This is a genomic window from Magnetovibrio sp. PR-2 (assembly GCF_036689815.1).
Taxonomy (GTDB): domain Bacteria; phylum Pseudomonadota; class Alphaproteobacteria; order Rhodospirillales; family Magnetovibrionaceae; genus Magnetovibrio.
In genome coordinates this window covers 221,814-245,052 of record NZ_JBAHUR010000006.1, presented here as the reverse complement: position 1 = coordinate 245,052, position 23,239 = coordinate 221,814, and the positions used below count along the sequence as shown (strand labels likewise).

The window sequence follows — 23,239 nt, the reverse complement described above, 5'->3', positions numbered from 1 at the left end:
TATGAAACGCATTACCCCAACAATCCTGTTTGCCGTAGCCATGATGTTATCCACTGCCAGCTTGGCGGCAGAAAAGACGGTGACCTTAACTGTCGAAAACATGAACTGCGCATCGTGTCCATTTATCGTCAAACAAAGCTTGAGTGGCGTAAGTGGTGTCGCCGAAGTTGTGGTCTCGTATGATGATAAAACTGCTAAGGTGACCTTTGAGGACACCAAGGCCAATGTTGAGACCTTGACGGATGCCACGTTGAATGCAGGTTATCCATCCAGACTCAGAAATTGATCTGGGCTTAGATGTAAACGTTTATTGGAAGCACATGCTTATGTCTAACTGCTGCGGCTCAGCACAACCGAAAGCAACACACCCTAAGAAACAGTCATGCCCCCAACATGGTCAGGATTGTGGAGAGGTCTCTCAAAAAACAGTCGTCCAACACATCAAGCATCCCTGGAAACTGGATGACCAAGAGCGTCGTTTCTTTTTCTGTGATGACCCTGATTGTGCTGTTGTGTATTTCACTGATGATGGGCTGACATTTGACCAACATGATGTACGAACGCGAGTTGGTGCGAAGGACAAAACAGATCAGGCGACCTTGTGCTACTGCTTTGGTGTCACTAAGGATGATGTTAAGAACGAGCCCAGTATCAAGGATTTCGTAACAAGCCAAACGAAACAGCACTTATGTGCTTGTGAAACCCGCAACCCATCCGGTTTATGCTGTCTCAAAAACTTCCCGAAATAATTGGCTCTAAGACAGTATAACTGACAGGAAACCTGTCATGTCCGAGTTTGGCTAATCCCGGAGCTGCGCCCATCAGTGATTATATGTCCGAAAACGTATTGAGAGCGGACATCAGGGGCATTGTCCTGTGGTTTCTTGGACGCGAGCCAAACCCGAATTGCTGCCAGCTTGACTATCGCAAGATAATTTTGGCGAGCTTTCCAAATCTGGTTGCAAGCCAGAGAAAATGTTAAATCCTGTTAAAAAAGCGTTCGACCCTGTTGCGTTCTTGTTTCCCTTAATGCCAACGATATCAATATGATCCCGACAAGGATGAGTGGCATGGAAAGCCACTGTCCCAGTGTCGTTCCTCCAATCAAAAAACCGATATGTTCATCGGGCTGGCGGAACAGCTCAACGATTGAGCGCGCAAGTCCGTATCCGATCAGGAAAACACCCGCCAAAATTCCCTTGCGCCGTCTGATCTCAGGAAAGCGGAGCATGACGTTTAAAATCAGGAATAATACAATCCCTTCTAATGCCGCCTCATATAGTTGGCTGGGGTGGCGTGGCAAAGGGCCGCCGTGTGGAAAAACAACACCCCATGAAACATCCGTGGTGCGACCGTAGAGCTCACCATTTATAAAGTTTGCCAAACGGCCAAAAAAGAGGCCGATGGGTGCTGCCACTGCAACCAGGTCAGAAATCAGCAATATGGGCAATCCATGTCTTTTGGCAAAAACTACGGTTGCGATCGCAACGCCCAGCAGACCACCGTGGAATGACATCCCCCCTTTCCAGGTTTGGACGATGGCAATGGGGTTATCTAAATAAAAATCCAGTTGGTAGAAAATCACATATCCCAAGCGTCCGCCAAGTATCACACCAACAATAGCCCATATGAGGAAATCATCGATTTTCTCAACCGATATGGAAAAATCAAATTTCCGCATGAGTTGCTTGAGATACATCAAGCCAATAAGCAACCCGGCAATGTAAGCCATGGAATACCAACGAATAGCTATCGGGCCAATTTGGAAGATAATCGGATCAATATCAGGAAATGGCATGCTTATGCTCTCATATGGTTCTGAGGTTCACGATCACTGGGGCGCTCTCACCCACAGAGCTGATCATCAAGGATTAGCTCCCAGCCCAAAGCGGAAGTTCGGGGGGCTACTTTCCGTTGGATCCCAAAACTTGCTGTGTGGCCAAAGCCTGACGGGCACGATGTTTCTCGGGCCATGTACTTTTGATGAATGCAAGTGCAGACCAAATTTCATCATCGCTTAGTGTGTCTCGGAAAGGCGGCATTCCGCTCACAAACCCATCAATACCTAAAGAAGCCCCGCCGTCTTTCGTATAGTTGAACAGCAACCCATCATCGTGATGCCAAGTATGCCCATCCTTGTCGTGGGGAGGCGCAGGTAAGGTACCGTCATCATTTTTGACCTGCCAGTTCGGCTGCCCTTCTAAATTTTTGCCATGACAACTGGCACAATTTGCCTCGTACAAAAGTGACCCTTTCATAATAATTTTGGGATCAGATTGATCGACGGTTGCCAAAGCAGGATTTGTTTCACCTGCCATATAGATACCGACCACTGCAAAGGCCGCGATAGTCAGTCCCCCGACGATTGCTAACTTTTTTGACATAACCAATCCCTTTCTTTCAACTTGCGCCCAGAGATGAAATAACACAGCCCAGCCGCTCACGAACCTCCTCGGCAATACTGTCCAATTTGGAATTTGAGATGGCCTGCATAGAGGCTTTTGGATCGACCGCCGAGACCTCCACCATACCGTTCTCGCGTTCCTGAACGATCACGTTACACGGCAGCATGGTTCCGATCATGTCTTCAGACTGCAGGGCTTCGTATGCAAAGTGTGGGTTACAGGCCCCCAAAATGCGATATTCGCGAAAATCAACCTCGATTTTGTTTTTCAATGTTGCTTTGACATCGATCTGGGTTAGAACGCCAAAACCATAATTCTTCAGAGCAGCAGTGACCTTTTCTACCGCCCCGTCCATGCTGTCTTCCACAGTTTTGCTGATATGATAGGTCATTGTGCTCCTCGTTTGATTTGGGGGTTATGCTTCTTCGATAATCAAGCGGCCACGTAACATGCCCATTTGGCATGTGAATTCGAATTCGCCAGATTTATCGGGTATGAATTCAACGGCAATGGTTTCGCCTTGGGGTAACTGGGCACTTTTTCCAAACTCGGGAATGATGACCGTGTCAGAACACGTTGCAGATTCCTGACGTAAAAAGTTCAGACGCACAGGGCGGTTTTTTTGCACGATAATGGTATCCGGTGTGTAACCACCCTTGACCGTAATTTGGACTTCCTGGTGTGATCCCGTTGATTGTGCGTGGGTTCCTGCATCACGCTTGATCCAGAAAAACCAAACAATCAGGGGAATAAGGCCTAAGCCGAATGCCGTGACCAACCATTGATCCCAGGTCATGACATTTCTCCCTTCGGCTTGAAGAAACGCAGACGGTTGGCATTACTGACCACGGTGACAGAGCTAAAGGCCATGGCGGCGCCGGCAATGATCGGTGACATAAGGATGCCAAAAAATGGATACAACAAGCCCATCGCCACAGGGATACCCAAAGCGTTATAGCCAAAAGCACCGACTAGGTTTTGACGCACGTTGCGCATGGTGGCACGGCTGATTTCTATCGCTGTAACGACACCATGTAAGCTACCTTTGATTAAGGTCACATCGGCCGCTTCGATTGCAACGTCAGTGCCACTACCGATGGCAATGCCAACATCAGATGCTGCCAGTGCTGGGGCATCATTGATTCCATCCCCAACCATAGCCACCACATAGCCTCGCGCTTGAAGCTCCTGCACCTTATGGGCCTTGTGCTCTGGCCGGACCTGCGCAAACACGCTGTCGATGCCTACTTCCTGAGCAATAACTTCAGCCGTCTTTTGTTGATCTCCGGTCAACATCATCACCTTCAAGCCCATATTATGGAGCCGTGCGATTGCGTCTTTCGAATCATCCTTCACAGCGTCTGCTACCGCAATTACGCCTGCGGGTTTGTCATCAATCGAAATCAAAAGTGGTGTTTTTCCTTGCGGGGAATAGATTGATGCAATGTCTTCAAGCCCACGAGTATCAACAAACCATTGTGAGAGGTGCTGCGCCGTGCCGATGAGCACGGTTTTGCTCTCAACGATCCCGACGATCCCATGCCCTGCTTTGGTTTGAACGTCACGAGCATCTTGTACAGATAACCCACGTTCTGTTGCAGCTTTCACAATAGCACTGCCGAGGGGATGCTCCGAAAACTGTTCCAAGGAAGCTGCGAGGGACAGGACCTCATCATCATCGAAGTTAGGCATGACCGTGATGTCCGTAACGGACGGCTCGCCTTTGGTCACGGTTCCGGTTTTGTCCAAAACCACCACATCAATGCTTTCAGCGGTTTGAAGAGCATCGCCGGAGCGGATCAAAACACCGTTTTCAGCGCCTTTTCCAATGCCGACCGTCAATGATGTAGGTGTCGCTAGTCCTAATGCACATGGGCATGCAATCACCAGGGTCGTGACCAAAACGATAGTTGCGTAGATCAGCCGGGGCTCTGGTCCAAAGTCGTACCAGGCAACAAATGCCAAGATGGCGAGAATCATCACAGTTGGCACAAAGTAACCAGACACTTGGTCGACAATGCGCTGTATTGGTGCTTTCGAACCTTGAGCCTCTTGAACCATGTTGATGATGTTGGCAAGCGCGGTATCCTTGCCCACTTTTGTGGCTTTGAAGCGGAAGCTGCCAGACTTGTTCATCGTGGCGCCGATGACTTCATCGCCAGAGACTTTCTCGACCGGCAAGGATTCGCCCGTAATCATAGATTCATCTACAGCACTGGCGCCATCTTCGACAATGCCGTCTACGGGGATTTTGTCACCAGGACGAACCATGACGGTATCTCCGACGACAACGTCTTCAACTGGGATCTCTTGGATTTTTCCGTCTCGCACAACATATGCGACTTTGGCCTGTATCCCGATCAATTTGCGGATGGCCTCTGATGTTTTACCTCGGGCCTTGCTTTCCAAAGCCAATCCCAGAACAACCAAGGCTATGACGACAGTGGTGACATCCCAGAACGGCTCCGTTGATGCCCCTTCGGGGAACAGGCCAGGAACCAGGACCGCAACGGTTGAGTAGCCGAAAGCGGCAGATACACCTAATGAAATCAGGGTGTGCATATTGGCGGAACGATGTTTCAACGCCGCCCACATGCCAACAAAGAATTGTGAACCGGACCATATGAGGACCGGTAAAGTCAGCAACCCCATAATGCCCCAAACCAAACGCTCCACTTCGCTACCAGGTGGAATCAGTGTCGTTAGGCCTGGAACAAGCTTTGGATACATCAATAGAACGTTGGGTACGGAGATCAGGGCAGCGAGGCGAAATTTATTCATCAGCATGCGGTATTCAGCAGCACGCTCCGCCTCATCCTTATTTACCGCGTCATCAGTTGCTTGAGAAACTTCTTTAGCCTGATATCCCACATCACGCACAGCTTCGAAAATGTCATCAGGCGTCACTTGATCCTGATTGTAGGAGACATCGGCTGTGTTGTTGGCGAAATTGACGTTTGCGCTTTCCACACCAGGAACAGAACTAAGACTGTTCTCAATGGTGGCGACACACGACGCACACCCCATTCCCTTAATGTTGAAACGCAAACGGGTTTCATCAGGGGAGTGGGGAGGCTCTGGGGGAACACTATGCGTCTGTGCAGTCATGGTATACCTCTTAAAAATGGGTGTTAGTCTTCGATATCCTTTTTCTTTTGCAGATACTCCTCGCGGTTCAGTTCACCGGCGGCGTAGCGTGACCCAAGTGCATCAAGTGCCGGGTTTGTGGTGTGGCCATTGGTGAAACTGCGCACAGCAAGTACGATGCCATAGATCAGCAGTCCGATGATCAGCAGAGAAAAGAGGCCATGGAATCCCATGGGCAACCACCAGCTACCATCGCCAAATCCAAAACCACCCATCATGTGCGGGTAAGAGCCTTCGTTCCACATGACATCCTCCTTTGTTGAAGTTCAGGGAACTCTTATTGAGCTACTTACTATTAAACAATGTTGAGGTGTCTGGAGTTTGTCGGGATCGGGTGAAATGGTAACAATTTCTGCCACTTCACCGAATTGACACACTTTGTCACATTTGTGTTTGCGCAAACAAAAAGCGGAGGACGTTATTGCCCTCCGCTTATGCTCAGTATCATTTAGTTTTGGAACATGAACGGTCCACGCATGCCGTCTTCAGAGTGACCAGGCATGTTGCAGGCAAACTCAATGTCATCCATCTTGTCGAAGTGCCAGATCATTTCCGCCGTCTTGCCAGGTTCGACCAAAACGCTATTAGGGCGATTGGGCATCATCATGCCGTTCTGGCCCATCATCTCGTTCTGGCCCATCATCCCGTTCTGACCCATCATCCTGTTTTGGCCCATCATCCTGTTTTGGCCCATCATCCTGTTTTGGCCCATCATCCCGTTCTGGCCCATCATGTCAGGATTAAACCCTTCCATGTTCATCATGCCTGTGTTCATCATCTCCATCATTTCGGTTTGACGGTCCTTGTGCATGGCGGGCATAGCGATGCCGAATTCGTGCATGACGTTATCTTTGTTGTGAATATTGAAGCGGATGGTTTCGCCTGGTTTGATATCCATGGCACCATGATTGAAGCTTTTGTCCATCATTTCGACATCGATGGTCCGAGTGACATCAGAAGCGTTGCCTGGGCCGCCAAAACCATATTTCGGGCCGTGTTGTGGGTCGGCAAAAGCGTTGCCAGAAAGCAGGATGCCAATTGCGAGTGTCATTGCGGTTAGTTTTTGCTTGGGAAGCATGATCATTACTCCTTGTTATGTCTGTTCACTCAACCTCATATTTTGAGGCTGTGGTCTGAGTTGGGAAAACGAATAGCTACTGGTATTGACTACCAATTACGCGCCTTGGATCAGCGTCTCTCTGGGTGCGGTCCATGGACAGTTGCAAATAGATTTTTTGATATTTCGAATTTCATCGAATTACCCCCTGAGATGCATCATCTCAAAATGAGCCCAGTCATTTACGGGGTGTATTTAGACAGAGAATTGTAGCCGGGGTATGTCCGAATCAACGAAAGATGAAACAGTTGTTGTCAAAGGTAGAGTTTGTATAAAAATGTTACATATAATCGCCAATACCCAGCCTCTCATGGAAGCCATAATGGTGTACTGGTTTCTCGAAAAACATTTGACTGTCCGGAAATGTGACAGAGTGTGCCCATCCTCTAGGGTGCCAAACTTTGTCACGACTCTGCCCTAAGCCGACAAACTTCCGTGACGTATTGGTGATCTAATAATCCCTGGTTCTGGACCAAGGGCCCGTATTGCTCCGATAAAGGCACGGGAGGTTTACCATGAACGACAATACGACAACTGAAGGACGGCGCGACTTCCTTCTGTTGGCAACAGGAACAACTGCCGTTGTCGGAACCGCGCTGGCCTTGTGGCCATTCATCGACAACATGAATCCAGCCAAGGACACCCAGGCGCTTTCAACCACCGAAGTGGACCTTTCGCCAATCAAACTTGGTCAGCGGATCACGGTGGTCTGGCGGGGCAAACCGGTGTTCATCGACCATCGCACACCCGCTCAGATCGAACGCGCCGTCGCCGACGATGACGTGGATATGGTTGATATGCAGAAAGACTCGGAGAGGGTCCAGAAGGCGGAATGGCTGATCGTTGTTGGTATCTGCACTCATCTCGGATGCATCCCCCGGGGTCAGAAGCAGAGCGACCCCGTGGGCGAGTTTGGCGGCTGGTTCTGCCCCTGCCATGGGTCCCACTACGACACCTCGGGCCGCATCCGCAAGGGACCGGCACCACGGAACCTAGACATCCCACTATACACGTTCCTGGATGATGAAAGGGTCCGTGTTGGCTGAAGTCCCCATCGTTAGAGCTTCGATGATTTCTAACAAACTTTTTCAGCCCCCGGCCTGACAGGCTACACCTCGTAATTTTGAAAACAAACACACCCGACCGGTTTCTGAGCGGGTGTGTTTGTTGCTTCCAACTAAGGGAAGCTTTTTGTGGATGCACAAGATGAAATCAACTGTCTGCGTTGAACTGATCAAAATTCGGCTGATGTAAGACCTATCGTTCAATTCTCTTTTCAGGAAATGTGACGGTAACCGTTGTTCCTACATTCTTCTGGCTAGCGAATATAAAATCTCCATCATGCATTTCCACAAAATGTTTTGATAATGGGAGGCCTAGGCCTGTGCCTTCATGCTGTCGAGTGCGGGGATCATCCACTTGGCCAAATGGTTCTAAAACTTTTGGGATGTCGTCAGTGGAAACACCTACTCCATTGTCAGTTACTGTGAACACGATACCTGTTCCGTGTTCGTTAGCGACACTTAGCACCACTCGTCCGTCTGATTGGGTGAATTTAATCGCATTGGTGCAAAGGTTCAGCAGAATTTGAAGTACCTTTTGTTCATCCGCGACCAGGAACGGTATTGGGGTTTGGACTTGTGCAGAAAACTTAACATCTGCCTTCATAGCTCTTTCAACAATGAGCCTCTCAACGCGTAAAACCACATCCTGAACATCAACCAATCCTTCATGCAAATCCACATGGCCACCTTCGGCTTTAGACAGGTCGAGGATGTCATTGGTCAGGGACAGCAGAAGTTCACCGCTATCCTGGATATCTTTAGCATATTCTCGATACTTAGGCTTACCCAGGGGGCCATACATTTCGCTCGCCATAACTTCAGAAAATCCAATAATGGCATTCAAAGGAGAGCGGAGCTCGTGGCTAACATTGGCGATAAAATCGCTCTTTGATCTATTGGCCTCTTCGGCTTTTTCTTTTGCAACAATTAGCTCCTTAGCTTGTTGTCGACGAAATTGTGAGTTGCGAACAACTAGCGTTCCTCCAAGCAAACCAATAAAGCCGAGCACACCTAGCATGCTTACAAAAGCAAGATTGCCGATTGTGTTCATATGATTGGATACTGTTGTTAAATCTATAAGAAAATATGCATCACCAATTTTTGTGTTTTTGGTGAACAAGGGCAAATCTGCAGGCACAATCGTTTTCTGCACTGATAAATTATGCAGCGGGCTTAAATGTCCCCAAAACGAATGTAAGTGGGTGTTGTTTAGGGTGTTATATACATGCTTAGAATTACTCCATTGGAAGAAAGCATTTCCATTAGAGCCTGCTATATCCAATTTAACAACACCAGATGTAACAAGTGCCGTTTCCATTTCAGACATGTGTAATTGTATTTGATCTATGATCTCATTGTCCTGAACATGTTGGTCACTGTCCATGTTCATAATTATTTTGTCCCAACGGGTAACAATGTCGTCGGCATGGCTTCTAAGAACTAAATGTTCTGCAGTTCTTATACCGATATATGTCAGAGCTACTGCGGCAAGTAACACAACTCCAAGAAGTGCAACTAATTTCGAATCATTGTCGTGTTTCATTTCCCCCCTCCCTAAGTGAGTTCTGTGTATTCAATATTCTCCATTTTCCGGCCCACCTGATTTTGAGGTGGGCCGGGATTAAGCTGTCTGAGTAAAATGTCGGCGTGGTTTTATTGCACGACCACCATTTGGTGGGCGCGGTCGGACACTGGAATCTCGTTGATTGTCTGTAGGCTCTCTTGATCGATCACCCAAATTTTGTCGTCTTCGGCACTTGAGATGTACAGCTTCTCTGTTCCATCAATCGCAGACAAATGATAGGGGGATGGTGACAAGGATTTGCTTGTGATCTGGCCATGGAGGACATCAATAGCGACAACTTTATCTTCTTCACGACCAGCGATAAAAAGGGTGTTCCCATCGTCGGATAGATCAATGCCATGAATATCTCCGCCAACCTTGAATGTTTGTGTAACAGTTCCCTTGGGCAGAGAAATCATTGATACGGTGCCATCACCGGTGTTGTTAACAAAGAGGAACTTCCCGTCATCGGAAATGACCATGTGCTCTGGTCCATCACCGACTTCAATATTCCATCGCAATATCCAACGCTTTGTATCCAGCATGCTAACTGTGTTGTTGCCTGCGTTACTGACATAAATGGCGCGACCATCGGGGGCGGTAACTGCGTAATTGGGGATAGGACCAGTTTTGACACTTTTAACTTCGTAAGAATTCAGATCGACAATACTAATGCCCTCTTCGCCGGGGTGTGTGGCAATTGCAAATTTGTCATCAGGCGTGATTAACGTGTGATGAACTGAGCCAGGAACACTCACACGACGTTCAACGATGCTGTCTTCTGTTCGAATGATACTGAGAAAACTTACAGCACCATTGCCATTCATCGCCGTTGGGCTATCTGATGCGTGGTGTGCATCATGATCATCTTGTGAAACGGCAGTGGGTTTGGGAGGTGTTTGAGAGTCAGGATCAAATTCATCCAAGCTGCCAGCAATCAAGAACTTACCGTCAGAACTTCCGGCTAATCCGTGAGACTCAGTCACTGCTTTGATCGAACCAACGATTTTGTCTTGGTCGGTATCAATTACAATGACTTCATCGGCAGAGCCCATTGGCACATAGACTTTGGATCCGGCAAAAGCGGGAAATCCTACTGAGAGGCTTACAGTGAAAAGAAGAGCTGTGGCGACTTTCATCGGGTCTATCTCCTAAATTGATTTACGGACATAGGCTTACGAGCATTTCGTAATATCGCCTGTCCAACTGAGATCAATACTAGGAGTGATGTGTGAGCGGAGTTTGTCCGTAAAAGAGATTTTGGTAACACTTTTTGACGAAAGTGATAGAAGGCACACTTTGTCACAAAATTTTAGTTCAAACATGAAATATCGCACTTATACTAGGGCTTATGAAAAATGAACCCCACATTCTAATCGTCGATGACAACCGTGAAATTCGGGACCTTTTGTCACGTTTTTTGATCAAAGAAGACTACCGCACGTCCGTTGCCCAAGATGGACGCGAGATGCGCAAAATCCTAAAAGACGGCAGCATTGATTTAATTATTTTGGATCTCATGTTGCCGGGAGAGGATGGGTTGTCACTCTGCAGAGAATTGCGTGTTGAATCGAATATCCCGGTTATCATGTTGACGGCTAAAGGCGAAGAAATAGACCGGATTGTCGGCTTGGAAATGGGGGCGGATGACTACATTGCCAAACCGTTTAACACACGCGAATTGTTGGCTCGTATGAAGGCTGTTTTGCGCCGAACTCAGTCGATAAGTAAGTCAGAAGAACTTGCAGATACTTATCACTTTGTCGGTTGGACCTTTAATACAACCAAACGTGAATTGACCTCAGCAGATAATGTCGTGGTGCCGCTCAGTACCGGTGAATACAATTTGTTGTCCGTATTCGTTGAACGGCCAAAGCATGTCTTGAACCGTGAACAACTCATGGACCTTACCCGTGGACGCAGTTATGACGCTTTTGATCGTAGTATCGACACGCAGGTCAGTCGGTTGCGTCGGAAAATCGAAGTAGATGCCAAAAACCCTGAATTGGTTAAAACCGTATGGGGTGGCGGCTATGTCTTTACGCCAGACGTAACGTGATTGTGAAAAGGCTTTTTCCGAAAACTCTAACAGGTCAAACAGTTTTGGTGCTGTTGATTGGCCTGACCTTATCGCATGTCATCAGCATGGCGATTTATTCATCTGATCGGGCCGAGGTCTTAACGCATATCGGCGGCCGGGACACGGCCCAGCACCTATCCCACATAGCCCAGATGATTGACAGTAGCCCACCCGCACAACGCAACGCACTTGTGACGGCCGTGAATCATGAAGGTTTTAACGTTTGGCTCACGGATGAAAGTCCAGTTACCCACGACCTCATGCCTAAACCCGACATTAAATTCTTGCGCAATTATTTACATGAGCAAATGAATGCGACAAAAAAACCACTGATCCATATCCGTGTTCGCGATGCCCACACGGAATCTGCAGACCAATGGCATTGGCTTGATCATTGGCTGCAAGGTGAGGCTGGCCACCGTGAGCTCCATGTCTCTATTCGGTTGGGTGAGAAAAATACTCAGGAGCAATGGCTTAACTTTACCATCGATATCCCTCAATCCAATCCGCTGTGGTCTGTGACATCTATTATGTCGATGTTGGCTATGATTCTTGCAGTGGCGGCGTTTTCATTCTGGGTGGTTCGTTATCTGACGGTTCCACTACGCGGTTTTGCTCGAGCAGCAACGCGGCTGGGCAAAGATGTCGATGCCCCCCCTTTGGAGGAGAACGGACCACAGGAAATTCGTGAGGCCGCCGCAGCGTTTAACGAAATGCAAGCTCGCCTGAAACGTCTGATCCAGAATCGCACTCAGATGCTGGCAGCCATTTCCCATGACCTGCGGACTCCAATCACCCTTCTGCGTTTGCGTTGTGAACTCGTGGACGATAGCGAAGAGCGCACCAAAATGCAGGTGACGCTTGATGATATGGAAAAGATGATTTCATCCACCATGGAATTTGCCAGCCAAGATGCCAGTGAAGAAGAACGGCGTAAACTCGATTTGACTGCAATGGTGGCTTCTATTTGCGACGATATGTCCGACGCAGGCTATGACGTCTCGTTTGATGAGCCAGAAAAGTGCCATTACGAATGTCGGCCCTTGTCTTTGCAACGTGCCTTGGTCAATCTCGTGGACAATGCACTGAAATATGGAAGCAAAGCCAATGTCACGATGCATTGCGATCACATACATATCTACGTCACTATCGAAGACGATGGTCCAGGAATCCCCGGTGATAAACTGGACGATGTGTTTCAGCCATTCTTCCGCTGTGATGAGTCTCGCAACCCAGAAACCGGCGGATCCGGCTTGGGATTAAGCGTCGTGAAAAGTGTTGCGCATGCTCACGGGGGTGAAGTACGCCTTTCCAATCGTGAAGAAGGTGGTCTTCGGGCAGAGCTGCGGTTGCCGTTATGATATCTGGTTAGCGGGAACAGCCGCTTTTATACGTTTCTGCCATGGCAAGCCCCTAAAATTATTTTTTAAGAAATTATTTTTTGTCACTTGCAAACATCTAGGACACAATATTCTCACCTTAAATTGTAAAGAAGAGTTTATATGTCTGTGAAAATACAACCTGCGGGGCAAAAAACACCGGCGACAACCGGTGAATATTTTTTTAGCTTTGAATGTCCCGATAATGTAGCCTCTGAGGTCAAATTTGACCCCAACAGGGTTCCATTTCGTGCACTCTTGTCAAGGTGGGATGGCCGTTTTCCACATTGGGTTGTTGATGAACATATTGATCTCATTGAAGATATCGAGAGGCATTTAAACAGTTTCGTTGCCTCATCTCGCTCATCAAAGACACTGCTCCAGTATCAGCGTCAGTACAAAAAAATGAGATTTCTTGGGCAGCGTCCTGAAGACATCCATAGCACTATAAAAAGCTATTACACTAAACGTGCTGCATATATTTGGGGGCAATCACACGAGGCATCTTACATCCTTGAGGTATTAGCCAATGCTTTAACAGAGGATGATGAAGATTTGTGGACTGAAGGCATTAAAGCCCTCAGGTGTTCTCTGTCAGAGTTTGAGCGATATCCTTATTATGCTGAAGGGCATGACACCTTCTCCGGCGTATGTCATTTCTATTTGCATAATGGTCAAAAGAAGCATCACGAAAGCAAGCGTAAGAATTCTAAAAATCTGCCATTAAGCTGGAGAAGTGATGTTTGGGACGCCCTTTCAGACCGAACCAAAAATAAGGCCGCCGTTGCCTTGCTCATGACTGTCGCCCCACGACCGGCTGAGCTTGAAGCTGGGGTGACGGTTATTGCTGATGACAGAGCTATCTTAGTTGGGATTGAGGGGGCGAAGTTCGTAGAGGGTAAGCGTGGGCAAAAAATGAGGGGGATTCGGGTTGATGCGCTATCGCCAGAAGCCCAATACCTTTTGAATCTAGCCAAACGGAAAGATGGGCAGATTGAGGTGAAAGCCACAAGTGTTTCAGGCTTAAACAAATTGCTTGTTCGCACTGGGAGACATGTATTGGGCAAAAAGGTGACGCTTTCCGCCTACGACTACCGTCATGCCTTGGCGTCTGATCTGAAAGCCGAAGGGCGGTCTCAGGAAGAGATCGCAATAGTATTGGGTCACCAGTCATCAAGAACACAAACAGGATATGGCCAATCACAGCAGTCTCGTGGCTCTCGCAACCCTATCGTGGCCGTCAAAGGCTCAGAATCAGTTAGGGTTTATCGACGATCATTTGATTTTGCATCCGTGCCGCAATCTGATCCGACGACTTTTTCAAATTGTTGATGTCGTGATGCACATATCTGAGCGTTGTCGTTGGGTTGGAGTGGCCCAGCATTTTTCCGATATCTGCCAGTGGTGTCCCCATTGCTAGCCCCATCGATGCAAACGTGTGTCTCAAGTCGTGAAAGCGCAATTGTCCCTGAGGGAAACCCTTCTTTTTCCGCGCACGTGCACGGACCTTTCCCCAGACCTTTGACGTTTGCGTGTCTGACACGGGCTCGTTTAGATTTTTCCCATGGAAAACGTAGTCGCGGTCATCGTCCGCAGCACAATGCGGTCGGATCAGTTCAATGGCGGCAGCGGGGAGTATCACGACCTTAATACCCGTTCCCTCTTTGATCACCTTGCCTGTTTTGTGTTCGTGCCGCTGAAAAATTAGAACGCCTCGGTCAAGGTCAACTTGATGGTGTTTCAGTTTGCGGAGTTCCCCCTTGCGTGCGCCCGTCAGCAACGCCAGCCGGATCACATCAAAGGCATACCCCGTCACGACGCCGTTTGAGACTTCCGCTTCTTCCTCGATAGCTTCCCACATTTGGGCTAGGTTTTTTTCCCGCAATGCATTGTCGACCAGATTTTGTTTGGGTAGAGAAAGATGCTTGGACGGATCAGGAAAATCATCTTCAAGGATTTTCGCCGTTTTGGCCCATGTGAGGATGCTGGAAACCACCTCACCACACCGCCGGGCCGTGGTTGACCGCGTCTTGGCAATGTCATCAACCATGTCTTGGACATTATCTTTCGTTAGCATGTGGATTTGAATGTCACCAATCGTCGGATTGATGTCTTTGCGCAACCAGCGCCCGGCGTCATATCTATATTTGTCGCCGAGATCATCATTCTCGGCAATGTATCGAGTGGCAAGCTCCGAAAACCGGTCCTCTTTAGGATCGTCCGCAGCAGCCTTTATGGCTTTGTAGCGTTCTTTTTCAATGATGCGATGTTCAGAAGGGTCGATATGGTTCGCGACTTGTCCCGCCAGATTTCGAACCGTGGTGCGCACGTCTTCCAGCTTCAAGCTTTTGGCGTCTCCAATCGTCATGCGGCGTTGCTGGCCGAGCGCATTACGATAGTAATAGACGAACCGCTTTGTTCCAGAAGGGCGAACGCGGAGCCCAAAGCCCGCCTGATCAAGGTCCCAGATCGTGTAATCGCTCGTTTTTGGCTTTGCGGTAGCGATTACCGACTTCGTGATCCGCTCACCTTCGCGTTTTCGTCCCATTTTCGCACCTAAAACCAAAGAAACCGTGGGTAGCTATTGGGTAGCAAAATATTTGCAACCAACTCATTCCTCTGAAAAGGCTTCAGAGAGCGTTTCAGACCCAATAATGCTATTTTACAAGCAAATATAAGCGGTTATTTTCAGGCAGCAAGTGGTCGGAAGTGATTTATACGAGCTTGAAATAAGATAACAACTGGTTCAATCCCAGTCGTGCCCACCATGATAAGGCTTCAGGGAAACCTGGAGCCTTTTCTTGTTTCTAAAGTTCCTAGGCTGGAATTGACCTTTATTTGAGCGCATGCGCGCTCGGGGCCCAGTCGTGCCTAGCACAAAAACCATGCAAACACATTGTGTTCGCGGGCGTGCTTGGGCACGGCTTCATCTTGTTGCAATATTCAAGGCCTAAACATGTGCCATGAAGCAGCTGCGCACCGTGACGTTCAACACCTGGAATTGCCAAGGCCAACTTGAGGCGCGCTTGGCGTTGATGGAAGCTGGCCTTCAGGCCTTGGATGGCGATATAATCTTGCTTCAAGAAGTGTATTCTGAAGTCCCCAGCGGCTTGAACGTTGCCGACCATTTGGCGCAAAGCTTAAACCTGAACGTTGCTTTCGCCCCGGCCCGCAAAAAAATTCGCACCTATCGAAACGATCCCGTGTTGTGCCATTCGGGCCTGGCCGTGCTGTCAAAAGGCAACATCTCGGATCAATCCACCCGCCAACTTCCCCAAGATGAACGCGACGGGGAAAGATTGGCGCAGTTCGTTAGTTTACAAATGGAAGGAAACCGCGTTCTGGTCGCCAACACGCATTTGAGCCACTTGAGCGATGCGGGCGATTTGCGCCGCCACGAATTGGAAGTTCTGGCCGCACACCTCGAAGACTGTCCGCCCCATGACATGGTTATCGTCGGCGGCGATATGAACGCAGATGAAACCGATGACGTGTTCAACGTTTTGGCGGGATTCCAAGCCTTTCCAGTCTCAACCGTTTCCGACACAACCTTGAACGCTGTCAACGGGGCGTCGCCAAAACCGGGGTTTATCGACCACCTTTTTGTCGCAGCACAAGATGGTGAACTCGAAGGCCTCGCAACGCTTGCCCTCGACCAAAGAGTTGGTCCTTTGGATTTGTTCCCCAGCGATCACAAAGCCGTCGTTTTGGACCTGCCTCTCAATCCGTCATAAATCAGTCATCACAAAGACCTAAAAAGTTCGTTCCTTTTTTAAAGAGAGCGCCCCATGACGCCTTTGGACCAACCCGAAAATGCTTGGACCCGCACGTTGGGCGATAAGCCCTGCATTCATCCCACCGCTAAGGTCAAACCCGATTGTGAATTCGGCGCGTGGACCGAAGTGGGAGAACGCACCCATATGGCCGAAGCGACCATGGGCGACTACTCCTATATCTGTAATGATGGCGATGTGATCTACACCACCATCGGCAAATTCTGTTCCATTGCCGCTCAAGTGCGCATCAATCCGGGTAACCACCCGTTAGAGCGCGCCGCCCTGCACCACTTCACCTATCGTTCGGCTCTGTTTGAACTTGGGGAAGACGATCCCAGCTTTTTTGACTGGCGACGCCAATCCCACGTCACCATTGGCAACGATGTCTGGATCGGACACGGCGTCACCGTGATGCCTGGCGTCAGCATTGGGGACGGCGCGGCTATCGGATCTGGGACCATCGTGACCAAGGACGTCGAGCCGTTTTCCGTCGTCGTCGGCGTGCCGGGTAAAGTCCTGCGCAAGCGCTTTGACGATGAAACGTGTGAGAAATTATTAGCGCTGAAGTGGTGGGATTGGTCCCATTCACAGATCAAAGAGCGTCTGGGTGATTTTCGCACGCTTGGCGCAATAGCCTTTGCGGACAAGTACCTAGACTAAATCCTCCACAGGACAGAGCAGACAAGTCTCGAATTTGTCGCTTTTGTTTCGCATGGCTGTAACAGTTCTGACAAATAGGAGTCACCCGGTCCGACTAGATTCCCCCCCGTATTTAATGGAGGAATCGGCTTATGGCCCAAAGCATTCACGTCACTGGATTGAACAAAACGTTCAAGAAAGACAAAGCGCTCGACAACATCGATTTTTCGGCTGAAGCCGGAGAAATGGTCGCGCTGATCGGTGCTTCCGGTTCCGGTAAGTCCACCCTGATCCGTCATATTGCTGGCCTCATGCCCGCTGATAAAGGGACCGGCCGCGTGGAAGTTCTGGGCAACGTCATTCAAGAAAAGGGCAAGATCGCCCGCAACGTGCGCCATCATCGCCAACACATCAGCGTCATTTTTCAACAATTCAACTTGGTCAGCCGCATGAGCGTGCTGACCAATGTTTTATTGGGCAAGTTGGGTTCGATCTCCACATGGCGCGGATCCTTGGCGCTGTTTACGAAGGAAGAAAAACTGGACGCCATGCGCGCGCTTGAACAAGTGGGCATGGCCAAGTATGCCACGCAACGCGCATCGACCTTGTCCGGTGGTCAACAGCAACGCGTCGCCATTGCACGCGCCTTGTTGCAAAAATCCGACATCATCTTGGCGGACGAACCGATCGCATCGCTAGATCCGGAATCGTCACGCAAAGTCATGGAAGCCTTGGCGCACATCCACCGCGAGTTTGGCAAAACCGTGGTCGTGTCTTTGCACCAAGTTGACTACGCTTTGAAATACTGCCCGCGCACTTTGGCGTTGAAAGATGGCAAAACCCATTACGACGGACTGTCTCGCGACTTGTCCGTCAATTTTTTGCAGAACCTCTATGGGTCCGACAGTTTGGACATGCATATTCCGGTACCCCTGGATGTGGTGGATGAAACATCTGCCACGCCCCAACCCAACATGATCCAGGGTCCGGCCTCGGTATTCGGACTTGAATCCGAAACCGCTTTGGGAACGGCTTAACAGGCCGGAACGAACGGGCCATTTACAGGCCCACACTTAATCACGACAGGAGTGAGATACATGATGAAGAAGACCTTGATGGCTGTTGCCGCCACCGCCGTTATGATGGCCGGTGCTGCCAAGGCTGATTACAAACCGTTGGAAAAAGATCCCGAAGTCATCAACTTCGGCATCATCTCCACCGAGTCCACGTCTAACCTCAAGGACCAATGGATTCCGTTGATGAAAGACATGGAATCCGCATTGGGCATGAAAGTGAAGCCGTTCTTCGCACCTGACTATGCAGGTGTTATCGAAGCCATGCGTTTCGGCAAAGTGCACGTTGCTTGGTTCGGCAACAAATCCGGCATGGAAGCTGTTGACCGCGCCGGTGGCGAAGTCTTCGTTCAAACCTCCAAAGCCGATGGTGGCCAAGGTTACTACTCCCACATCATCACCAACGTCAAAAACACGGGCATCAACAAACTTGAAGACATCTTCAAGTGCGACAAGTCCTTGAATTTCGGCATCGGTGATCCGAACTCCACCTCCGGTTTCTTGGTTCCGTCCTACTACGTGTTTGCTCAAAACGGTGTTGATCCGAAGAAATGCTTCAAAACCGTTCGCAATGCCAACCACGAAACCAACTTGATGGCCACCGCCAACGAACAAGTTCACGTTGCCGCCAACAACTCCGAACAAATCGGTCGCTCCAAGCTGAAAGCTCCGGAAGCTGCTGCAAAGATCAAAGTGATCTGGACGTCTCCGCTGATCCCGTCCGACCCGATGGTATATCGCAAAGACATGACCAAAGAACTGAAGTCCAAAATCAAAGGCTTCTTCTTGGGCTACGGTCGCATCGGTAACACCGAGCACGCCACCAAAGTTCTGCACGGCATTTCCGACGGTCAAGGCTACTTCATGGAAAGCAACAACACCCAGTTGTACCCGATCCGTCAGCTGGCTTTGTTCAAAAACAAGCTGAAAATCGAAAACAGCGAAGCGCTTTCTGCTGCTGAGAAGAAAGAAAAAGTTGCTGCAATTGACGAGCAACTGGCTGAACTGGACGTTTTGGTCAAGCACCAATAAACGCCCAAACATTGAAACGTCGGGGCACATAAGCCCCGGCGTTTTGTTTGTCCCTTTTTAAATTTAAATAAACAATCCCCCGGAGAAGCCCCATGAGCACAGCAACCACACCGACGCAAAACGACGTGAGCTTGCCGCCGCGTGATTTGAAGCGATCAATCGGCAATTTGGTCATGTGGGGTATCGCGCTGGGGCTCTTGATGATGTCGTGGGAAGGTGCCGATATGCGCCCCATGGCTCTGTACGAAGACGCCGCCAACATGGCGTCTTTCATGGAAGGTTTCTTTCCGCCCAATTTCACCGAATGGAACCTCTATTTGGATGAGATGTGGATCACGATCCAAATCGCCATCTGGGGCACCGCGTTGTCTATTGTGACGGCCATTCCCTTCGGCATTTTGTCTTCTGAAAACGTAGCACCTTGGTGGATTTATCAACCCATCCGCCGTTTGATGGACGCCGCGCGCGCCATCAACGAAATGGTCTTCGCCATGTTGTTCGTTGTGGCGGTGGGCTTAGGCCCTTTTGCCGGTGTGTTGGCGCTTTGGATCCACACCACGGGCATTTTGGCCAAGCTGTTTTCCGAAGCCGTTGAAGCCATCGACCCGCGCCCCGTCGAAGGGGTGCGCGCCACGGGTGCGACGCCCATGCAAGAAGTGATCTTCGGCATCATTCCCCAAGTGCTTCCGCTGTGGATTTCGTATTCGCTCTATCGTTTTGAATCAAACGTCCGCTCGGCGACCGTTTTGGGCATCGTTGGTGCGGGCGGCATCGGCATGGTGCTGTGGGAAGCCATTCGCGGTTTTTATTACGCGGAAACAGCAGCCGTGATGATCATTATCATCATCTCAGTCTCGCTGTTGGACGTCATCTCACAACGCTTGCGCAAGATGGTCATCTGACGCGCGTTAAGACTTCGGTTCAAACACCAGCTGAACACGATCCCCAGCAAACAAGGTGCGCCCATATTCGATGGGCTCACCGTCCGCTGTGACGTTGATGTTTTCCGTTAACAACACGGGGCGCTGCACGGGTTGTTTCAACAGATCTGCTTCTTCCCGAGACGGAATGTGAGCGGTGACATACGACTTTTCACGCACATAATCCTCGACGCCAAATTCTGCCAGCGCTTTAGAGACAGAGCCAAATCCGGTAATGAGCTTTTCAATGCCGGGAAACCGCGACGCGACATAATGATGATCGCCAAGGCTCAACGGGCTGCCGTCGGCTTCCCCAAGAATACGCACCATCAACAACTGCGTGCCTTTGCGCACACCGAGCATCCGCGCCTGATGGGCGTCAGCCTTAAATTGATCCACGTTGAGAACACGGCTTTTGGGCACGCGGCTTTGCGCGGTCACAGCTTCGGAAAACCGCGTGCGTTTTTTGATGGCGTAATCGACAACCGTTTCAGGCACATACGTCCCCGCCCCTTGACGGGTGACCACAAGACCGCGTTCAGACAGCGCCTGCACGGCACGGCGCACCGTGTGACGATTGACGCCGAAACGATCGGACAGTTCTTTTTCCGTTGGCAGCATATCGCCTGGCTTAATCGTGCCTTCAAAAATTTCACTACGCAGAGCTTCGTAAATTTGCCGCCACAAGGCGACACCGCTTCCTCGTTCCATCTTTTGGCTCACGCTTCACAGAGTTGTTACAAAAAATTCATCCAATCGGTCTTTCTGCCGAAAAGGAATGTGTGTATGTAAACACTGAAAGATGCAGATGTCTAGACAAATTTAGGAAATGTCCATGACGACCGAAAACACGTCGAATGCGAATGGGGCGGGCGAGAACGTTACCTCGTTCCCCGTTTCAGAAATCAAAGACCGTCAAGCGTGGATGGCCGTGTTGGCCCGCGCCCATGCAAGCGAGCTGGAAACAGCTTGGCAAGACACGGCTGACAAGCCTGACTACAGCCTTTTGCGCGCACCCGAATGCGGCATGGTCATGGTCCGCGCACGTGCCGGTGGCGAAGGCCAGCGTTTCAACATGGGTGAAATGTCGGTGACGCGCTGTGTTGTGACGATTGGGGAAGGTCTGCAAGGACATGCCTATATCGCCGGGCGCGACAAACACCATGCACAGTTGGCAGCGGTGTTTGATGCATTGCTGCAAGACGAAACCCGGCGCGCGGACATCGAAAACCGTGTCTTAAAGCCGGTGCGCGAACGCCTCAGCACGGAACAAACACAAACGGACCGCAAGGTCGCAGCGACGCGTGTGGATTTCTTCACCATGGTCCGCGGTCACTAGGGAGAGTTCAGATGAACATGCAAACCACCAACCACCAGCCCATGCCCGGTTTCCAAAACCCTGTTCACGACGCAGGGCATGTGTTTCGCACAGTCTTGGATGCCATGTCCCATCCCGGCAAGGTGATCGAGCTGGCCGACATCCCCGAAGCCCCTACCCCATTGTTTAACACCACGGCCGCCGTGTGTTTGGCCTTGGTGGATTATGAAACCCCGCTTTGGGTCGATAGCGTGATTGCCGAAAGCGGCCAGGCCGTCGCTCATCTGCGCTTTTATTGCGGCTGCCCCATGGTCACCAACCCCAAAGAGGCCCGCAAAGCCTTGGTGACGTCCATATCGCAAGTCAAAAACTTAGACCGCTTTCACATCGGCACGGATGAACGCCCGGACACCTCCACAACCGTGGTTGTTCAAGTGGGACACGTGATCTCTGGGGAAGGCGTGAAGCTGACCGGTCCCGGCATTGAGACACAAACGCATTTGACTGTAGCTGGGGGGGATGAAGATTTCTGGCAATCCGTTCACAACAACACACAATTCTTCCCGCGCGGTGTCGATCTGATTTTGACCACACCGACAGAAGTGGTGTGTTTGCCGCGCACGACGCAGGTGGAGTTCTAAAATGTATGTTGCTGTCAAAGGTGGCGAAAAAGCCATCGAAAACGCTCACCGTCTGTTGGCTGAAGAACGCCGGGGTGAGACCTCTGTTCCCGAACTCACGGTCGATCAAATCAAGGAACAAATGACCTTGGCCGTGGATCGGGTGATGACCGAGGGATCGCTCTATGACCACAACTTGGCCGCCTTGGCGATCAAGCAAGCGCGTGGGGATTTGATGGAAGCCATTTTTCTGTTGCGCGCCTTTCGTACCACCTTGCCGCGTTTTGGCGAAAGCCATGCCATCAACACCACCGAGATGAAAGCACGCCGCCGCATCTCCGCCACCTATAAGGACTTGCCCGGTGGACAAGTCTTGGGCCCGACCTTTGACTACACCCATCGTCTGCTGGATTTCGCCTTGTTGGCAGAAGGCGAAGCGCCGCTCACGCAAGAAGAAGACAGCGGCATTGATGATATGCCGCGTGTCACGTCGTTGCTCAACAACGAAGGCTTGATCCAACAAGAGCTTGCCGACGACGATCAACCCGTCAGCGACTTGACCCGCGAACCCATCGACTTTCCGGCGGACCGCGATGTGCGTCTACAAAACTTAGCGCGTGGAGACGAAGGATTTGTGCTCGCCATGGGCTATTCGTCACAACGCGGCTATGGCAACACCCATCCGTTCGCCGGCGAAATTCGTATGGGCGAAGTCGAAGTCGTGTTTGAACCCGAAGAGTTGGGCTTCCCCGTTTCCATCGGCGACATCACCGTGACGGAATGCGAGATGATCAACAAGTTCGACGGATCCAAGACCGAGCCCGCGAAGTTTACTCGCGGCTATGGTTTGAGCTTCGGGGCAGGTGAGCGCAAAGCCATGGCCATGGCCTTGGTGGACCGCTCGCTGCGTGCTGCCGAACTGGGTGAAGAGGTCGTGGGCCCGGCCCAGGACGAAGAGTTCATGATGTATCACTCCGACAATGTTGAGGCGTCGGGCTTTGTACAGCACTTGAAACTGCCGCACTACGTCGACTTTCAAGGCGAGCTGGAAATGGTGCGCAATCTGCGCAAGGAACAAGAGCAACTGCTGAAAGCGGGAGAATAA

At 50.2% G+C, this 23,239-nt stretch carries 25 protein-coding genes; 14 read left to right on the top strand and 11 right to left on the bottom strand.

What is annotated here, in order from left to right; genetic code table 11:
• Window position 1: 1 nt before the first annotated feature.
• The gene (gene merP / locus V5T82_RS09585; RefSeq protein WP_332895405.1) at window positions 2-286 is read left to right on the top strand and encodes a mercury resistance system periplasmic binding protein MerP; all 285 of its coding nucleotides are present in this window, start codon (window positions 2-4) and stop codon (window positions 284-286) included.
• Entirely contained in the window at window positions 255-749 is a 495-nt protein-coding gene (locus V5T82_RS09580) for a putative iron-sulfur cluster-binding metallochaperone (RefSeq protein WP_332895404.1), read from the top strand. Before merP ends, V5T82_RS09580 begins: the two co-directional genes overlap by 32 nt.
• 239 nt (window positions 750-988) lie before the next feature.
• Here V5T82_RS09580 and lgt read toward each other — a convergent pair whose 3' ends face one another.
• From lgt to V5T82_RS09545, 7 genes are all read right to left on the bottom strand, one after another.
• A complete protein-coding gene (gene lgt, locus V5T82_RS09575; RefSeq protein ID WP_332895403.1) occupies window positions 989-1,798 on the bottom strand; it encodes a prolipoprotein diacylglyceryl transferase in 810 nt (269 codons plus the stop codon).
• Between the two features lie 106 nt (window positions 1,799-1,904).
• Complete coding sequence (locus tag V5T82_RS09570) at window positions 1,905-2,384, bottom strand: c-type cytochrome (RefSeq protein ID WP_332895402.1); 480 nt, start codon at window positions 2,382-2,384, stop codon at window positions 1,905-1,907.
• A gap of 16 nt (window positions 2,385-2,400) precedes the next feature.
• Window positions 2,401-2,796 carry a DUF302 domain-containing protein gene (locus V5T82_RS09565; RefSeq protein ID WP_332895401.1) on the bottom strand — a complete coding sequence of 132 codons (396 nt, stop codon included), beginning with the start codon at window positions 2,794-2,796 and terminating at the stop codon, window positions 2,401-2,403.
• 24 nt (window positions 2,797-2,820) lie between these two features.
• The gene (locus tag V5T82_RS09560; RefSeq protein WP_332895400.1) at window positions 2,821-3,201 is read right to left on the bottom strand and encodes a cupredoxin domain-containing protein; all 381 of its coding nucleotides are present in this window, start codon (window positions 3,199-3,201) and stop codon (window positions 2,821-2,823) included.
• Window positions 3,198-5,513: a heavy metal translocating P-type ATPase gene (locus V5T82_RS09555; protein WP_332895399.1), complete on the bottom strand. Its 2,316-nt coding sequence runs from the start codon at window positions 5,511-5,513 to the stop codon at window positions 3,198-3,200. Before V5T82_RS09555 ends, V5T82_RS09560 begins: the two co-directional genes overlap by 4 nt.
• Before the next feature lie 23 nt (window positions 5,514-5,536).
• On the bottom strand, window positions 5,537-5,797 hold the full coding sequence (locus tag V5T82_RS09550) for an SHOCT domain-containing protein (protein WP_332895398.1): 261 nt from the start codon (window positions 5,795-5,797) through the stop codon (window positions 5,537-5,539).
• A 203-nt stretch (window positions 5,798-6,000) separates the two neighbouring features.
• On the bottom strand, window positions 6,001-6,630 hold the full coding sequence (locus V5T82_RS09545) for a cupredoxin domain-containing protein (protein ID WP_332895397.1): 630 nt from the start codon (window positions 6,628-6,630) through the stop codon (window positions 6,001-6,003).
• 554 nt (window positions 6,631-7,184) lie between these two features.
• Here V5T82_RS09545 and petA point away from each other — a divergent pair.
• Entirely contained in the window at window positions 7,185-7,715 is a 531-nt protein-coding gene (petA, locus tag V5T82_RS09540; protein ID WP_332895396.1) for a ubiquinol-cytochrome c reductase iron-sulfur subunit, read from the top strand.
• Between the two features lie 211 nt (window positions 7,716-7,926).
• Here petA and V5T82_RS09535 read toward each other — a convergent pair whose 3' ends face one another.
• Window positions 7,927-9,276, bottom strand: coding sequence for a sensor histidine kinase (locus tag V5T82_RS09535; protein ID WP_332895395.1), 1,350 nt, complete (start codon window positions 9,274-9,276; stop codon window positions 7,927-7,929).
• A 110-nt stretch (window positions 9,277-9,386) separates the two neighbouring features.
• Window positions 9,387-10,436, bottom strand: coding sequence for a YncE family protein (locus V5T82_RS09530; protein ID WP_332895394.1), 1,050 nt, complete (start codon window positions 10,434-10,436; stop codon window positions 9,387-9,389).
• Window positions 10,437-10,648: 212 nt separating this feature from the next.
• On the opposite strand from V5T82_RS09530, the gene V5T82_RS09525 reads away from it, so the two are divergent.
• From V5T82_RS09525 to V5T82_RS09515, 3 genes are all read left to right on the top strand, one after another.
• Window positions 10,649-11,356 carry a response regulator gene (locus V5T82_RS09525; RefSeq protein ID WP_332895393.1) on the top strand — a complete coding sequence of 236 codons (708 nt, stop codon included), beginning with the start codon at window positions 10,649-10,651 and terminating at the stop codon, window positions 11,354-11,356.
• Complete coding sequence (locus V5T82_RS09520) at window positions 11,353-12,738, top strand: ATP-binding protein (protein WP_332895392.1); 1,386 nt, start codon at window positions 11,353-11,355, stop codon at window positions 12,736-12,738. The genes V5T82_RS09525 and V5T82_RS09520 overlap by 4 nt, the downstream gene beginning before the upstream one ends.
• Before the next feature lie 141 nt (window positions 12,739-12,879).
• Window positions 12,880-14,088, top strand: a complete 1,209-nt coding sequence (locus V5T82_RS09515; RefSeq protein WP_332895391.1) for a site-specific integrase — start codon at window positions 12,880-12,882, stop codon at window positions 14,086-14,088.
• On the opposite strand, the gene V5T82_RS09510 is transcribed toward V5T82_RS09515, so the two are convergent.
• On the bottom strand, window positions 14,015-15,304 hold the full coding sequence (locus tag V5T82_RS09510; RefSeq protein WP_332895390.1) for a tyrosine-type recombinase/integrase: 1,290 nt from the start codon (window positions 15,302-15,304) through the stop codon (window positions 14,015-14,017). The genes V5T82_RS09515 and V5T82_RS09510 overlap by 74 nt on opposite strands.
• 415 nt (window positions 15,305-15,719) lie before the next feature.
• Between V5T82_RS09510 and V5T82_RS09505 the strand changes: the two genes are divergently transcribed.
• From V5T82_RS09505 to phnE, 5 genes are all read left to right on the top strand, one after another.
• Window positions 15,720-16,490, top strand: coding sequence for an endonuclease/exonuclease/phosphatase family protein (locus V5T82_RS09505; protein ID WP_332895389.1), 771 nt, complete (start codon window positions 15,720-15,722; stop codon window positions 16,488-16,490).
• 54 nt (window positions 16,491-16,544) lie between these two features.
• Window positions 16,545-17,192 (top strand): DapH/DapD/GlmU-related protein, encoded by a 648-nt coding sequence (locus V5T82_RS09500; protein WP_332895388.1) that lies wholly within the window; start codon window positions 16,545-16,547, stop codon window positions 17,190-17,192.
• Between the two features lie 131 nt (window positions 17,193-17,323).
• A complete protein-coding gene (gene phnC, locus V5T82_RS09495) occupies window positions 17,324-18,208 on the top strand; it encodes a phosphonate ABC transporter ATP-binding protein (protein WP_332895387.1) in 885 nt (294 codons plus the stop codon).
• Window positions 18,209-18,268: 60 nt separating this feature from the next.
• Window positions 18,269-19,276, top strand: a complete 1,008-nt coding sequence (gene phnD / locus V5T82_RS09490) for a phosphonate ABC transporter substrate-binding protein (RefSeq protein ID WP_332895386.1) — start codon at window positions 18,269-18,271, stop codon at window positions 19,274-19,276.
• 92 nt (window positions 19,277-19,368) lie between these two features.
• Entirely contained in the window at window positions 19,369-20,178 is an 810-nt protein-coding gene (gene phnE, locus V5T82_RS09485) for a phosphonate ABC transporter, permease protein PhnE (RefSeq protein ID WP_332895385.1), read from the top strand.
• A gap of 6 nt (window positions 20,179-20,184) precedes the next feature.
• On the opposite strand, the gene phnF is transcribed toward phnE, so the two are convergent.
• Window positions 20,185-20,907 carry a phosphonate metabolism transcriptional regulator PhnF gene (gene phnF, locus V5T82_RS09480; protein ID WP_332895384.1) on the bottom strand — a complete coding sequence of 241 codons (723 nt, stop codon included), beginning with the start codon at window positions 20,905-20,907 and terminating at the stop codon, window positions 20,185-20,187.
• Window positions 20,908-21,031: 124 nt separating this feature from the next.
• Between phnF and phnG the strand changes: the two genes are divergently transcribed.
• From phnG to V5T82_RS09465, 3 genes are read left to right on the top strand one after another with little or no spacing between them, the layout of a single operon-like run.
• Window positions 21,032-21,535, top strand: a complete 504-nt coding sequence (phnG, locus tag V5T82_RS09475) for a phosphonate C-P lyase system protein PhnG (protein ID WP_332895383.1) — start codon at window positions 21,032-21,034, stop codon at window positions 21,533-21,535.
• Window positions 21,536-21,546: 11 nt separating this feature from the next.
• Window positions 21,547-22,155: a phosphonate C-P lyase system protein PhnH gene (gene phnH, locus V5T82_RS09470; RefSeq protein ID WP_332895382.1), complete on the top strand. Its 609-nt coding sequence runs from the start codon at window positions 21,547-21,549 to the stop codon at window positions 22,153-22,155.
• A gap of 1 nt (window position 22,156) precedes the next feature.
• Window positions 22,157-23,239, top strand: a complete 1,083-nt coding sequence (locus V5T82_RS09465; protein WP_332895381.1) for a carbon-phosphorus lyase complex subunit — start codon at window positions 22,157-22,159, stop codon at window positions 23,237-23,239.